Genomic DNA, 13,642 nt, shown 5'->3' on the forward strand with positions numbered 1-13,642 from the left:
CCCACTCCTCCTTAATGACTAAAATAATCCTTGATTTCCCTCATAACTCCCTTTTTGTTGAGGGTTTTTGAGAGAATGGAGTCTACAGTTGCTATCTGTTCTGGAGTGAGTTTAGCCAGGGGTTTGAGCAAATAATCGGCGATCGCTACTTTGGCAGCGATAACGTTCTTAAACTCCAGTTCTTCAAAAGGATCTGGGTCAACAAAAGACTGAACGGGGAAGGGAATTAAGTTATCTTTGATGACTGGTAACTTGACCGTACTAAGGGCAGAATCGGGTAAAGTCAATTGCTTGGCTAAAGCCTCAATGCGCTCGCTTCTTTTTTGAGTTGGGGTTTTCTTAAAACTGCGGTAGCTATCAAGTGGGATAGGTTTACCGATGGGTGCATAAGGACTATAACGAGTCGATTGATGTTCGACATACAATTCGCTGTCAAATAAACCCCACCAGAGAATTACTTTTTCTCCCGCTAAGTCTGGTTCTACTTCATAGGCAACTCCATCTACAGTTACGCGAGCGTCAATTCCCACCTTCCTTTGTTCTGGTTCTCGGGCAAAGGTACAAAATCTCTCCCAACTGCACATTTCTCTAATGCCTTCTCGTTCGAGATTAGAGAGCCAATCTTCCATCCTCGAATGAGACTCCCGCCGATGGGATTGTCTGTTGTAGTGAAGGAGAAACTGCATTAACCAAGTATTGGCTTCGGCAATGGTTTCTGGTTCGTGGAGATGATAGAGAGTTTCGTGCATTTCTTTAACGGTGCGAAACGGTCGCTCGACTTTTCCTTTGGCACGAGCCGTAACTCGTCTACCATCTTTTCCTTCGGGTACATGGGTGCGTACCTCAACCCCAAAATAATTCATTACTTTCTGAAATACTCGACTGCGACTAATTGGACCGTTATCTAGGTAGAGCATTTTGGGAATTCCTTGAAAAGGAAACCCCTCTGTGGTCTTGGCAGACATGGCATTAAACAGAAACTTTAACGCTGCTCCTACTTCTTCCCCATAAACTTCATGGTATTCCTGATAGGCTATTCCACTGCGGTCATCAACAACGCTGTACAGCATCAATAATGGCTTGCCGCGACCTGGTTCTAACTCAACAGAATTTTTTAGACGCTTGAGGTCAGAAGAACTTAAATCGAAGTGCCAGCATTGGTTGCTGTATTCGGCTTCAAAACGAACCGCAGGTGGTTGACGGGATAATCTCTCTTTGTCGTATCCCCACTGTTTGAGATAGCGATTGACGGTAGTTTTTTTGAGTAACCCCGACGGTGCTTGCAGATGTCCGTCTTCGGTATTAATTCCATGTTCTTCTAGCAATCTAATTGCCTGTACGGTGGAGAGATGACGACCCTGACCGTTGCTCGTTCTCACCTTCAGGGCAGCAATAATTTCACAGTACCGCAGTAAGGTTTGTTTGGGCATAACTCGCGGTTGTCCGTAATCGGCACGACGGACTGATTTGGGAGTTATGTATTCTTTTAAGGCCCGATAAATAGTTACTGTAGAGACACTATATAACCCAGCCGTTTCTTCAACTAGGATGCGACGCTCTTTACTGCGTGGTGGAAGTAGACTCAAGGAGTTACGCAGTTCCATTAACGTTTCTATGGGAATACCTCTGCGCCTCATGTTCCTGACTGATAGTGATTGGACTTCAATAACTGGTGTCTCTTTAACCAGTAGTAGAGGGTGGAAGGGGCGCAATCGACTAACTTAGCAATGGAGCGTTTACTAATTCCTTTAGCCAGATACATCCGAATCTCTTGCTCTCTGGCATCTAGCTTGAGCGAAGCCGATTGTCTGCCTGGGGGTCTGCCTAATGTTTTCCCTGCTGCCCTGCGTTTGGCTAGGGCTTCGGTAGTTCTTAAAGAAATCAGTTCTCGTTCGATTTCGGCTGCTAAACCTAGCACTGTAGCTGTAATGCGACTAGGCAATTGATCGTCTAGAACCATTCTCTGTTTAGCAATATGAACGGAAAGCCCTTGCTGCATACAGCATTCGAGAATTTCCAGTACCTGTAGGGTAGAACGAGCCATGCGACTGATTTCGGCAAAGATAATCGTATCCCCTGCCGAAGCAGTCTCAGTTAGCAATTTTCCCAATTCGCGCTCGCGCCATCTCTTTTGACCCGATACCGAATCGGAAACAAACTCTAAGTGACCCAGGCTTGAGTGATTGGCATATTCGAGAATTCCATGACGCTGATTGTCAACGTCTTGTTGGTTGGTGGAAACTCTCAAATAGGCGTATATGACCACTTTGGGCACGGCTGTTTGAGAAAACAGCTAATTGAATTAAATCAAACAGTTATAAATTTAATTAAACCATGATTTTGGCGCATAGATGTTTGGCTAAAACCAACATATAACTCAAACACTTAGCGAGCATCGTTATTGACACAGGCTGAATAATAGAATTGAAAAGACATACAGCTTGTTTTCAGTTATTGTGGGTCGAGATTTATAATTTCAGTTTAGTTTCAGTTAATCTGGTCTCAGTTTCAAATAATCTGGGTCGAAGCGAAATTATAGTTTCATTTAATGTGGGCTGAAAACACCGATAATTTCGGGTCGAAGTGATTATAATTTCAGTCCGTTACAGCTAGGTATTCCCTCACAGTTTCGTCGATCTTTGCTCGCAAGCGATCGCCTATATATTTCTCTGGATTGGTTGAGAAATCGTCAATCAAATCGTTTACAGCTTCAAACATCAGGGGAACTAAAACGAATGAGGGAACGTGACTGTATTCGCTTTCTGCATAGATAAAGTTTTCGGCGATGTCTTCGAGACAATCATCAAGACAGATAGTGTATCGCTCGGATTTATGATTCATTTGGCTAATCTAGGGTAAATTACTGGATTTTTTAGCGATTAATTACGATGGCGCGAGAGATTCACCATACCTCTCGCGCCAGCCGTGCTTACCAGCGCGGCTGGTAGCCTGTGGTGTAGTACTCGTATTCGTCTGAATTGCAGCCGATCTGTTTGGCTGTTTCAGATTCGACTAAATAATCCAACCCAAAAGCATGGGAGTCGGCGTAGCGTTTCATCCCGCGCACTTTAATTTCAGCTTCAAAGTTTTTGAGATATTTGGGTTTTCTAATCTCGCTCCAAGAACAGCGATAAAAGGTGTTGATGGTTTTGAGATATCCAGATATTTCTGCTTCGCTACAGCCTAGATAAACCAGAAAGGCTGGCTCGGTTTTGGTGGCATTGCCCCAATTGTGACGGTCTTCTTTGGTGGTTTCGCAGATAGCCACGTTTTGGCAGAGTTGCGTAACTTTGAAGCTTCCCTTTGGGGAAACTTTTAAAACTGAATCGTTTAACATGATAAGTACCTCTTTGTTAGGGGTTGAGCCGAGGTTGTTCTTTTCCAGGGAAGCCTCGGCTCTTGAATTTAACTGACTCTATTATAATATGTCGTCACATTATAGACAACCGATTGCAACATAAGTTTATAATATGTCTTCATGCTATAGTAAAAGAAAGATAAGGAGATAAGAAGATGCCGCGACCTGGAGGCAATCCAGATATTGTCAAATACGGCTTTAAGCAGAAATACCAATGGAATGAGCCATGTTCGGCAAAGATGACTTTGAGATTACCCCCATCACTATACGAACAGATCAAGCAAGTTCCTGATTGGCAAGAGGAAGTGCGTCAGGCGATCGCTTCAATTGTGGAATCGGAAAAAGAAAATAAAGAAAATATTTCCCCTCAAAAAGAGAAAAAAAAAGCTTGAAATGCTTGTATAAATCGTAGAAACAGCAGAGATACCCTTTCTCTCCTCTCTCTCTCTCTTTCTCTTTCTTCTTTCTCCCCTAAAGAGCAAACGTAGCACCCAAGAACAGCATCATCATTGGAGCGAAGCGGAAATGATAAAATGCTTTCTTGATGCGGAGTGAGCGTAAAAACCGAGCGTTTAGCGAGACAGCTATAGCCTGTAGAGCGTCAGCGAGACGGGCGACCCCAATAAAGAAGCGCGAAGCTGGTGGAGCGCAGACAACCAGACAAGGGCGATCGTCAACTGATAACCGCGACACGGGCGAAGCGGGAGGACAGGCGATCGCGATTAGCGCACTGGCAGAGCCAATCGCTAAAATCCACAAATGAAGAAAAAAAGGGGGACGAACCCCCGAGAGAAAACTAGCGCACGACAGGGACAGAAACAACCCAGACCGCACCAGAGACAGAACAGACACCAGGACGAACCGCCACCGCAAAACCAACCAAGCGCGAGCAAGCCAGAGCAAACTCAGCAGCAGCAGAACGAGACACGAACTCAGTCCAGACCACAGAGCCAGAGAAAGAACGACAAGAAGAACGCAGCGACCAAGAGCAACAGCCACCAGCCAACGCCAAACCAACCACACGACGGAAAGGAACGGACACGCGAGCAGAACCGAAACCAACAAAGAAGAACGCACGGGCAAACCTCCCAAAAAAACGAAAAAAGAACGCCCCCTACGTAGCGGCGGCGATCTAGGCAAAGGGCGATCGCAGACATAAATATCAAACGCGAAGCAACCACCTTTATCTGTCTGCTATCTGTCTGCGTCGCTGTTGTATTACCCTTTGCCCAATAAATAATCCGCGTAAGCGACATTGTTATTTCGCCGACGCTATACTGGGATGGCTGAAATTCGACAACTAGATACCAATTCCGAACGGCGAAGCTGTCTGCCCCTTGGGGGGCAATGGAGGGATTTCAAATGACAGCCCGCGAAGCGACGATATAAATGTTGCGATCGCGCTAGCTAAATACCTAACGTTTCCAAATACCCAACTTATCTTCTTTAGCTAACTCTTCTGCCCATTCCAATGCTTCATCGCTACGACAGTAACTAGAATTTCGTTCATCATGTTTAGCCATCCCGTTCTCAACCATCCAAGTATTGAGGTGAAGCTGTGTCTCAAAATCTGGTTTTAGTAATACCCAGGCTTCAAATGTGTTCTCTCTCTTCTCAAGTCGTGTAAACCGCTATTACATCTCTACACGGAAACTGCAAACTCAAAGGCATTGCCAGACAAATCTAGATCGCTTACGCCTCGGACAAAGCTAACCAGTTCGGGAGCTTGACCTTCAGCCGTGTAAAAGATTGCAGTTCCCAAACTAAACCCTTCTATTTCTTCTAATCGATAGTCCTCAGCACTCCCATGCAGCCGAATTACATCGGCTTCGTCGAGGTCGAAATCCCGAATCAGTGCCATATCCTTCAAACCCACCGTCTGGGCAATACCGTCATCGTAATAAACTTCTAAAGCATCTCCCAGGACGAAGGTATCACTTCCCTTGCCGCCTTTGAAGACATCATATTCACCTTTTCCAGGAGTAAGGGATTCGACGCTAACCCCAATCAGAATATCATTGCCGTGTCCGCCTTTGAGTCGATCGCTACCTTCCCCAGCAATCAAAACATCATTGTCATATCCGCCAGAGAGGCGGTCGTCACCTTCCCGACCAAAAAGCTTGTCATTGCCGCGATTGCCTCGGAGAAGATCATCCCCATCTTCTCCAAATATTCTGTCGTTGCCGTTGTCTGCTCGAAGACGATCGTTATCGTTGTCACCTACAATTAAATCGTCTTGAATGGGGGCAGCAAAAGCTAGACCAAAGGGATTGAGACCATTAACGTCAACCGAGTCGAGCAACATCGGACGGGTAGGATCGTCTAGAGAGTAGAAGCTAACCTGACTGGCTTCCGAACCAGAATGAGTTATAAATAGCCTCTGTCCATCTCCAGTCAACCAAACATTATGGGGAGTAGAAAACGGGGTATCAACGCCGTCAAGATCGCCCACAATTTCATTAGTGCGAGTATCGATCGCAAACAACCCATTGGAACCCCCACCAGGTAAATTGGTAGTGTAGAGGTATCTGCCATCGAGACCGAAATCGATACCATGAACCCCTGGTTGCTCGATTGAGTCAACTTTGACTAACTCCGTGCCTCTGCGATCGAAGACATCAATACGATTGCTATTCTGAGTAGGGACGTACAATAAATTGCTTTCTGGTGCCAAAGAAAGGTGTAGATCTTTGCCTACCTCTACCGTATCGAGAATCTCAGAGGTTTGGGTATCAATTTTTATTAATAGGTCAGAGTCGACATTATCCTCACGGATGACGGTGACGTAAGCATAAAGCCCAGAAGGATCGAGGATAACATCGTGAGGTATAGAATTTGTCCCGATCGCTGCTTCGGGCAATTGGACTTTGGTAGTTTCGTTTGTTTCTAACTCGACGACGGTCAAGGCAACGTCAAGGTCATTAACTACCCACAAATGCTTCTCTTGGGGATCTACCCACATGTGAAAGTTTCCCGCACCTGTTTCGACAGTGCGAGTGACTTCGTAGGTAGTTTGGTCAAAAAAGACAACTCGGTTATTAGCGCGATCGCCTACAATAATTTCATCGGTGCTGAGTAGGTGATAGACGTACATAGGTTCTGGAGTCTTTTCTCCTTCGCCAAAAGGCAAGTCTACCGTTCTCAGTTCTTCTCCTGTTTGAGAATCCAAAATGGATATATTGCCCGAACCACGATTGGCGATAACAATTTGTCCATTATTTGTTTGAATAGTAGCCGTGTCATCAATTTGAAGTGCCATAATTAATCTCCTTGAAATGGAAGTGTTTTAAAACCAAGTTCATCTTTGTGCTGGTTTGCTTGAATCTACAGCACCATGAGCAGCGAGCGCTTGATGGTCGCGATCGTTTATCTCTTCTAAGAGTTTAAGTTGGGAAAATTGGCGGGCTCCTCGCTCCGTTGGCATCATCATCGCTTTGGATGGCAATAAATCTTGAAACAGAAAGGTACTCAAGTAACGCTCCCCAAAGCTAGGCTGTATCGTGACGATTAGCTTGTTGGCATTTTCGGCGCGCTTGGCTACCTGAATCGCAGCGCAGAGTGCTGCGCCAGTGGAGATGCCTGATAGCAAGCCTTCCTCCCTAGCAAGACGACGACTGTAAGCAATCGCGTCTTCATCTGTCACCAAGATGACTTCATCTAGTAAGTCAGTCCGCAGTACGGGAGGTACAAAGCCCGCTCCCAGCCCTTGAATCTTATGAAAACTAGGTCTGCCGCCAGACAGTATAGGGCTGCTTTGAGGTTCGACGGCAATGGCTTTGAACTTCGGCTTACGTTGCTTGATAAATTCAGCTATGCCTGTAATCGTGCCACCTGTTCCCACGCCTGCCACCAGAATGTCTATTTGTCCGTCTGTATCTGCCCAAAGTTCTCTAGCTGTGGTTTCGTGATGAATGTTAGGATTAGCAGGATTTTGAAATTGGTTGGGCATAAAACCATCGGGCAACTCCCGCAGGATTTCTGCTGCACGGATAATCGCTCCTTTCATTCCTTCTCTTTTAGACGTTAGAACTAACTCTGCTCCATAGGCTCGCAGCATAACACGCCTTTCCCGACTCATAGTCTCAGGCATGGTTACGATTAATCGATAGCCTTTAACCGCTGCTACCATTGCTAGGGCAATGCCCGTGTTACCTCCTGTTGCCTCTACCAAAGTGGTTTTTCCAGGCTGAATTTCTCCTGCATCTTCTGCTGCTTGAATCATGGCAATCCCAATTCGATCTTTGACTGAGGCTGCGGGGTTCATTCCTTCTAACTTGATCGCAATTCGTCCCACACATTCCTCAGCTTGGGGAATTCGGTTGAGCTGCACCAGTGGTGTGCGACCGATTAATTGAGTAATATCTCGAGCAATTTTCATGATTGGTATTTCTTGAATCTTGAGGTAATGAGTACAAATACGGAGTTTAGAGCGGCAGAATCGGACTTGACTTAAATCGAATCACTGCCGCTTTAGGCGATCGCCTCAATGTTGCTCTGATACTTCCGAGGAATTCTATCTATTAGGTTGAGGAGTCATACGTAGATAAGATTTAATTTCCGTAACACCTTGAGGGAACTTCTGTTTGGCTGTCTCAGTCGGGATAGAAGGTGCTACCACCACATCTTCTCCATCCTGCCAATCTACGGGGGTAGCCACGCTATAATTATCCGTCAGTTGCAGCGAGTCAATAACCCGCAGGATTTCCCGAAAATTGCGCCCCGTGCTGGGTGGATAGGTGATAGTCAAACGTAATTTCTTTTGTGGATCGATAACAAAGACAGTTCGCACCGTAACTTTGGCATTGGCATCGGGATGAATCATGCCATAAAGGTCAGAAACCGACTTATCTACGTCAGCAACTATGGGATAATTGACGGTGGTGTTTTGAGTCTCGTTAATGTCATTAATCCAGCCCTTGTGAGATTCGGTATCGTCAACGCTCAGGGCAATGACCTTAACGCCACGTCGCTCGAATTCGGGCTTAAGTTTGGCGACGCTGCCCAGTTCGGTAGTGCAAACGGGAGTATAATCTGCTGGATGAGAAAAGAATACGACCCAGCTATCTTCCGCCCAATCATAAAAATCGATCTGACCCTGAGTAGATTGCTGAGTAAAATTTGGTACTGTATTTCCGAGTTGAAGCATGATAATTTCCTCTTGAAATGTAAACAAGAATAAACAAAGTTTTGGCAGAGGACACGATCTGAATCGCTTAGAGTACTAATTGCCTCCTAATTACAAGATAATTAGAATTTTTGTAGCTGTCGTTACAGGAAAGTTATGGAGATTCGGCACTTAGTTCTGAAAAGTTCAGGTAGGATTGAAGTACTAGGGCGTTCGAAGAAGGATCGTGTTGGAATCAGAAGAGATACTTGCAATTGCTAATGCAGCCATTTATGAAATAGCTGAGCGATATCTCAGTGACGTAGAAACTGCGATCGTTACAGGTGCGATCGCCGATCGCACCTACGAACAAATTGCCGAACAATCGAGCTACTCGATAAGCTATGTCAAGCGGGATGTGGGTCCTAAACTCTGGCGTTTACTCTCGAAGGCATTGGGAGAAAAAGTCAGTAAAACCAACTTTCGACAAGCCTTAGAAAGGTATTCAAACCGTCACGAGACAAAACTAACTCTTACTAACTCATCCTTCTCCACCCCCCAGACTTCCCCATCTCGTCAAGATTGGGGAGAAGCGCCCGATGTCTCTTTCTTCTTGGGACGGACTGTCGAACTCAATACATTAACGCGATGGATTTTGGAAGATGATTGTCGCCTATTGGGACTGTTGGGCATCGGTGGAATTGGGAAAACGGCTTTGGGGGTGAATTTAGCCCAGATGGAAAAACTCTGGTAGGTAGCTCTCAAGATTGGACAGTGAGATTATGGGAAACTCATACGGGACAATGTCTGAAAATCCTACAGGGACATAACAGTAACGTTTGGTCAGTTGCCTTTAGTCCTAATGGAAAAGCTCTCGCTAGTGGGAGTGATGACCAAACCGTCAAATTGTGGGACTCCGCTACGGGAGATTGTCTGCAAACCTGGCACGGATATAGCACTGCTGTTTGGGACGTAGAGGTGAGTATTAGTGGTCAACAGTTAGCCTCTGCCCATCAAGATGGAACAATTCTCCTGTGGGATAGGGAAACGGGGAGTTACTGGCAAACACTGCGAGGACACACTAGTTTAGTGTGGTCAATTGCCTGGAGTCCCGACGGACATTTGCTTGCCAGTGGCTCTCAGGATAAAACCGTCAGATTATGGAACGCGCATACGGGGCAGTGTCTCAATACCTTTGAGGAACATCTAGGAATGATTCAAGCTGTAACTTGGCATCCCGACGGACAAAGACTCGCTAGTGCTTCCTTGGATGGCACAGTTAAGATCTGGAACAGCTACACGAGAGAGTGCCAACTAAATCTAGAACATAAACTTATAGTTACTGCTGTTGCTTGGAATCGTAAGGGACAGATTTTAGCTAGTGGCGTTCAGGGAGGGATTATTAAGCTTTGGGATAGCTATACTGGTCAATGCTTAAAATCGTTTTTGGCTCACACCAATGCCGTCTTCTCAGTTGCATTTAGTTCCAATGGAAAAATCCTCGCCAGTGGTTCTCACGACAACATTGTCAAGCTTTGGGACGTAGAAAATGGGGAATGCCTCCATACCTTCGCCGAACATACGGATTGGGTTTGGTCAGTCGCTTGGCATCCCGACGGGCAAATTCTCGCTAGTGCTTCGCAAGATGGTACAGCTCGTTTGTGGAACGTGCAGACTGGGGAATGCTGCCAAGTCTTGCAAGGACATAGTAGTGGTGTGCGATCGTTAAGTTGGAGCCCTGATGGACAATGGCTGGCTACTTGTAGTATGGATGAGACAATCAAACTGTGGCATCCCCAGACAGGTGAGTGTTTCAAAACCCTAAGGGCTAAACGACCTTATGAAGAGATGAACATTACTGGGATAACTGGCGTTACCGAAGCGCAACGAGCTACTTTACTGGCATTAGGAGCCATTCAAACCAACAATCTGTAATGCTAATTCGGGTATCTTTTCTGAGCCTATATGACGCGAATGATAAGACTCAATACCTACTTCTCAAAAAGTTTATAATTGCTAGAGATCGACAGAAAACTGAAGCACTGGTAAAAGGCCTTTGAATAGTAACCGAACCATAAACAACGCTAAGCTGTCCAATTTTGTGGACAAAACAGCTTAATGAAAAGCTGTTACTTAGTTAGTCTGGGTAGGATAGGGTTTGTAGTTTTTGGCTACTGGGATTGGCTGAAAACTGCTCTAGCAACTCCTCACCACGTTCTCCCAACTCCGCAAGCTTCGCCTCAATTAGCTTGAGAGCCATTGGAGACGGTTGAGAGTGACCGTTTTCCCACCTATTAACTGTGGGGGTAACTACCGGTACTTAAACAATTTAAACAGACAAAATAAGATAGAATACCTTTGCTGATTAACTTTAACATTATTCTAAAGCCCGATCGCACTTACTTTATGAAAGAAACTACTCCCGCAGCCATGCCTCCCTGTTTCGATAGATGAGATGGTGTCAAAAGTTTGATGATTTACTGAGAACTAAAGCGCAAAAAAGGGAATTCAGACATTATTTAGGAGGATTATTAGGGGAAAGTGAGCGAAAAAATGTATCTCAAATGGCTAAAGACGCAGTAGAGGTCACATACCACAAATTACACCATTTCTTAACTGAAGCAACTTGGTCAGCGAACAAGATAAATGAACGTCGCTTAGAAGTGATGAACAAGTGTAATCAAACGAGAATCAGTAAGGGATTTAGTCTAATTGTTGATGACTCTGGGCATAGAAAAAGTGGTAACTTTACCGCAGCAGTAGGTCGTCAATATATTGGGGAAATTGGGAAAACAGATAATGGCAATGTTGTAGTAACAACTCATCTATATGATGGCCAAAAAAGCTTACCTTTAGACATAGAACTATATCAACATGGTAATTCGTTGCCCGAAGGAAAGAAAGACAGAGAATTCAAGAAAAAACCCACCTTAGCCTTAGAATTAATCGATAAAAGTTTGAAGAGGGGATATCGACCAGGACTAGTATTAATAGATTCGTCCTATGGTAACAACACAACTGTTTTACTCGAACTGGAAAAAAAGAAATTAAAGTATATAGGAGGAATCGCTAAAAATCGTAATATTTTGGTTAAAACTCCATCAAATCAATTAGAAAAAATCAGAGTAGATGAATATGCTCAATGGTTATCTGATGAGGAATTTAAGGAGATTCAAATCCAGGGTGAAAAACCTAGAACCGTCTGGGTAGCAATAATAGAAGCAGAAATATCAAGGCTAGAAGGAATCAGAAAAATAGCTATCGTCATGAGTGCACCAATCTTTGAAGATGCTGAAGATATTGACTACTTACTCACAAATGTTGAGGGAGAAATAGTAACCGAGCAATGGATAGTTCAAACTTATGCTCAGAGAAACTGGATAGAAGTTTTCTATCGAGAAGCCAAGGGATGGTTAGGATTAAAAGAGTATCAAGTTAGAGATAAGAAGAGTTTGGAAAGACATTTTATTCTAGTTTTTTGTGCCTATACTTTTATCCTTTGGCATAAGCTTACTGGAGGTTTAAGAAGACGTTGGGCGAACAAACCTTTGGAGACATTTCCTGAAGCATTAGAAGCTTTTCGTACAGGTATATCTTATCGTTTTGTCCAATGGTTGAACCAAAATCGCGACGTATTCGTAGCTTATAAAGCTAGTTTGGGCTTTGTTTGGGCTTGATTTTTGTTTAAGTACCGTTAGCAGCTTGTTTATCTCTCCTGGCACTAAACATAAACTCTATGGTAATACCATTGCTGTCAACTGCTCTATATAGATATTTCCATTTTCCTTTGACCTTGAGATAAGTTTGATCTACTCGCCAAGAGTCATTAGTTGAGATGAGATGCTTTCTGGCTCTTCTTTCTATTTGTGGTGCATAAATCATCACCCATCGGTAAATCGTGGTGTGGTCTACAGATAGTCCTCGCTCTTGCATGATTTCTGCTAAATCACGATAACTCAAACCATAGCGGAGATACCACCTCACACAAAGTAAAATTATTTCTCCTTGAAAATGTTTCCACTTAAATGGTTGCTTTGAGTTCATCTGGTCTAGTAGTTATTTACGTTTGTTAAATACTACAAGTTGTCTTAAGTTTTTGCAACAGTACCGAAAAAACAATACAGGCAAGAATTGGCAATGAGTTGTCTTGAAAGTATAGATTCTCAGCAAGCGATTTGGGGTCTGGTGCGGCTTCTAGAAACCACTACTGACGGATATATCCGTAGGCAGGCAGCCGAGAGCTTGGGAAAAGTCGGCGCGGGCAACGAGAGGGCGATTCGAGCTCTGGTACGCTCACGCCGTCTCTTCTTCTCACGCAGAGTCCATACTCTTATGATGAAGTATGCCCAAAAAATGCCTTACCAAAAATTTTATCAAGCGTTTCACTTATCACGTAGGTTCTAGAAAAATGTTCCTCGTGTAAGTTACACCAAATGTGAATTACGTAAAAACGGAATTATCGGCAGTCAAAAGGAGAATTACTCGAAATTGCTATAACGGGGAATCAACCTGTCCTGGATTATCCAGGACACGTATGTATTAGGTGGACTCAACGAAAGAAATGTGAATTACGTAAAAACGGAATCATCGGCATTAAAGCTTTAAATTCTACCAAAAGTGAAAAAAGGAATTGTCGCTTAATAAATACGGTTGAACCAAATGCTTTCAAAATCTTTAAGTATAAGAGACAAGCCTATTTTTTTCTTCGTATTGCAATCTGCCCAAAAATTAGTTCGATCTCGTAGAATAAAAAAAATATATCAATAAATTTTGATGATAGTTACTACTCAAGACTCTACTCAAATCTGGGCTGGTTTCCGCGCACTCTCCGATCCTTTAAGGATTCAAATCATTGAACTCCTGCGTTCTCAAGAGTTATGCGTTTGCGAACTGTGCGAACGTTTAGAAGTGAGTCAATCAAAGCTATCTTTTCATCTCAAGAATTTAAAGGAAGCTAATTTAATTCGTTCTCGCCAACAGGGTCGGTGGATGTACTATAGTCTTAACTTGGCTCAATTCGTTACTTTAGAGCAGTATTTAGCTGAATATCGACGTTTAGACGATATCTTACCAGCAAGAAGCTGTAAGTAAAATTTTAAGCAGATTGACATCGATCTGTTCCAATCCAATTGGACGAAATACAGTCAGTTAAAATATTAATATTTTTTGATATATCAAGT

At 43.9% G+C, this 13,642-nt stretch carries 15 protein-coding genes and 3 pseudogenes; 6 read left to right on the forward strand and 12 right to left on the reverse strand.

From position 1 onward, the window contains the following. Window positions 1-11: 11 nt before the first annotated feature. From ACLFKQ_RS23520 to ACLFKQ_RS23535, 4 genes are all read right to left on the reverse strand, one after another. Complete coding sequence (locus ACLFKQ_RS23520; RefSeq protein WP_449002246.1) at window positions 12-1,622, reverse strand: IS481 family transposase; 1,611 nt, start codon at window positions 1,620-1,622, stop codon at window positions 12-14. 11 nt (window positions 1,623-1,633) lie between these two features. Then, on the reverse strand, window positions 1,634-2,266 hold the full coding sequence (locus tag ACLFKQ_RS23525) for a recombinase family protein (RefSeq protein WP_449002247.1): 633 nt from the start codon (window positions 2,264-2,266) through the stop codon (window positions 1,634-1,636). A gap of 329 nt (window positions 2,267-2,595) precedes the next feature. Next, entirely contained in the window at window positions 2,596-2,841 is a 246-nt protein-coding gene (locus tag ACLFKQ_RS23530; RefSeq protein ID WP_449002131.1) for a hypothetical protein, read from the reverse strand. Between the two features lie 88 nt (window positions 2,842-2,929). Continuing rightward, window positions 2,930-3,337 carry a hypothetical protein gene (locus ACLFKQ_RS23535; RefSeq protein WP_449002132.1) on the reverse strand — a complete coding sequence of 136 codons (408 nt, stop codon included), beginning with the start codon at window positions 3,335-3,337 and terminating at the stop codon, window positions 2,930-2,932. A 176-nt stretch (window positions 3,338-3,513) separates the two neighbouring features. On the opposite strand from ACLFKQ_RS23535, the gene ACLFKQ_RS23540 reads away from it, so the two are divergent. Continuing rightward, window positions 3,514-3,750, forward strand: coding sequence for a hypothetical protein (locus ACLFKQ_RS23540; protein WP_449002133.1), 237 nt, complete (start codon window positions 3,514-3,516; stop codon window positions 3,748-3,750). A gap of 79 nt (window positions 3,751-3,829) precedes the next feature. On the opposite strand, the gene ACLFKQ_RS23545 is transcribed toward ACLFKQ_RS23540, so the two are convergent. The 6 genes and pseudogenes from ACLFKQ_RS23545 to ACLFKQ_RS23570 form a co-directional block, all read right to left on the reverse strand. Further along, window positions 3,830-4,117 carry a hypothetical protein gene (locus tag ACLFKQ_RS23545; RefSeq protein WP_449002134.1) on the reverse strand — a complete coding sequence of 96 codons (288 nt, stop codon included), beginning with the start codon at window positions 4,115-4,117 and terminating at the stop codon, window positions 3,830-3,832. Between the two features lie 37 nt (window positions 4,118-4,154). Next, window positions 4,155-4,400 carry a hypothetical protein gene (locus tag ACLFKQ_RS23550; protein WP_449002135.1) on the reverse strand — a complete coding sequence of 82 codons (246 nt, stop codon included), beginning with the start codon at window positions 4,398-4,400 and terminating at the stop codon, window positions 4,155-4,157. 373 nt (window positions 4,401-4,773) lie between these two features. Continuing rightward, a pseudogene (locus ACLFKQ_RS23555) lies at window positions 4,774-4,905 on the reverse strand (thermonuclease family protein); the annotation flags it as partial. Between the two features lie 95 nt (window positions 4,906-5,000). Beyond that, window positions 5,001-6,617 (reverse strand): beta-propeller fold lactonase family protein, encoded by a 1,617-nt coding sequence (locus ACLFKQ_RS23560; RefSeq protein ID WP_449002136.1) that lies wholly within the window; start codon window positions 6,615-6,617, stop codon window positions 5,001-5,003. 39 nt (window positions 6,618-6,656) lie between these two features. Then, window positions 6,657-7,736, reverse strand: a complete 1,080-nt coding sequence (gene cysK / locus ACLFKQ_RS23565) for a cysteine synthase A (protein ID WP_449002137.1) — start codon at window positions 7,734-7,736, stop codon at window positions 6,657-6,659. A 135-nt stretch (window positions 7,737-7,871) separates the two neighbouring features. After that, window positions 7,872-8,507, reverse strand: a complete 636-nt coding sequence (locus tag ACLFKQ_RS23570; protein ID WP_449002248.1) for a peroxiredoxin — start codon at window positions 8,505-8,507, stop codon at window positions 7,872-7,874. Between the two features lie 202 nt (window positions 8,508-8,709). Between ACLFKQ_RS23570 and ACLFKQ_RS23575 the strand changes: the two genes are divergently transcribed. Together ACLFKQ_RS23575 and ACLFKQ_RS23580 are read left to right on the forward strand one after the other, a co-directional pair. Then, entirely contained in the window at window positions 8,710-9,216 is a 507-nt protein-coding gene (locus ACLFKQ_RS23575; RefSeq protein ID WP_449002138.1) for a hypothetical protein, read from the forward strand. A 20-nt stretch (window positions 9,217-9,236) separates the two neighbouring features. After that, window positions 9,237-10,397: a WD40 repeat domain-containing protein gene (locus tag ACLFKQ_RS23580; protein ID WP_449002249.1), complete on the forward strand. Its 1,161-nt coding sequence runs from the start codon at window positions 9,237-9,239 to the stop codon at window positions 10,395-10,397. 202 nt (window positions 10,398-10,599) lie between these two features. Here the strand turns inward: ACLFKQ_RS23580 and ACLFKQ_RS23585 are convergent, their stop codons facing one another. Next, window positions 10,600-10,722 carry a hypothetical protein gene (locus ACLFKQ_RS23585; RefSeq protein WP_449002139.1) on the reverse strand — a complete coding sequence of 41 codons (123 nt, stop codon included), beginning with the start codon at window positions 10,720-10,722 and terminating at the stop codon, window positions 10,600-10,602. A 146-nt stretch (window positions 10,723-10,868) separates the two neighbouring features. Here ACLFKQ_RS23585 and ACLFKQ_RS23590 point away from each other — a divergent pair. After that, window positions 10,869-12,139: pseudogene (locus ACLFKQ_RS23590) on the forward strand (IS701 family transposase). Window positions 12,140-12,158: 19 nt separating this feature from the next. Here the strand turns inward: ACLFKQ_RS23590 and ACLFKQ_RS23595 are convergent. Then, window positions 12,159-12,506: pseudogene (locus ACLFKQ_RS23595) on the reverse strand (IS6 family transposase); the annotation flags it as partial. Window positions 12,507-12,593: 87 nt separating this feature from the next. On the opposite strand from ACLFKQ_RS23595, the gene ACLFKQ_RS23600 reads away from it, so the two are divergent. Together ACLFKQ_RS23600 and ACLFKQ_RS23605 are read left to right on the forward strand one after the other, a co-directional pair. Further along, the gene (locus tag ACLFKQ_RS23600) at window positions 12,594-12,866 is read left to right on the forward strand and encodes a HEAT repeat domain-containing protein (RefSeq protein ID WP_449002140.1); all 273 of its coding nucleotides are present in this window, start codon (window positions 12,594-12,596) and stop codon (window positions 12,864-12,866) included. A 369-nt stretch (window positions 12,867-13,235) separates the two neighbouring features. Next, on the forward strand, window positions 13,236-13,553 hold the full coding sequence (locus ACLFKQ_RS23605) for an ArsR/SmtB family transcription factor (protein ID WP_449002141.1): 318 nt from the start codon (window positions 13,236-13,238) through the stop codon (window positions 13,551-13,553). The last annotated feature ends 89 nt before the right edge of the window (window positions 13,554-13,642 follow it).

It is taken from the genome of Myxosarcina sp. GI1(2024) (genome assembly GCF_053543375.1).

Excerpts from the sequence above, each read along its gene's own strand:
- ACLFKQ_RS23540 (WP_449002133.1), top strand. The coding sequence starts at position 3,514 with ATGCCGCGACCTGGAGGCAATCCAGATATTGTCAAATACGGCTTTAAG.
- ACLFKQ_RS23560 (WP_449002136.1), bottom strand. The coding sequence starts at position 6,617 with ATGGCACTTCAAATTGATGACACGGCTACTATTCAAACAAATAATGGA.
- ACLFKQ_RS23605 (WP_449002141.1), top strand. The coding sequence starts at position 13,236 with ATGATAGTTACTACTCAAGACTCTACTCAAATCTGGGCTGGTTTCCGC.
- cysK (WP_449002137.1), bottom strand. The coding sequence starts at position 7,736 with ATGAAAATTGCTCGAGATATTACTCAATTAATCGGTCGCACACCACTG.
- ACLFKQ_RS23535 (WP_449002132.1), bottom strand. The coding sequence starts at position 3,337 with ATGTTAAACGATTCAGTTTTAAAAGTTTCCCCAAAGGGAAGCTTCAAA.
- ACLFKQ_RS23530 (WP_449002131.1), bottom strand. The coding sequence starts at position 2,841 with ATGAATCATAAATCCGAGCGATACACTATCTGTCTTGATGATTGTCTC.
- ACLFKQ_RS23585 (WP_449002139.1), bottom strand. The coding sequence starts at position 10,722 with ATGGCTCTCAAGCTAATTGAGGCGAAGCTTGCGGAGTTGGGAGAACGT.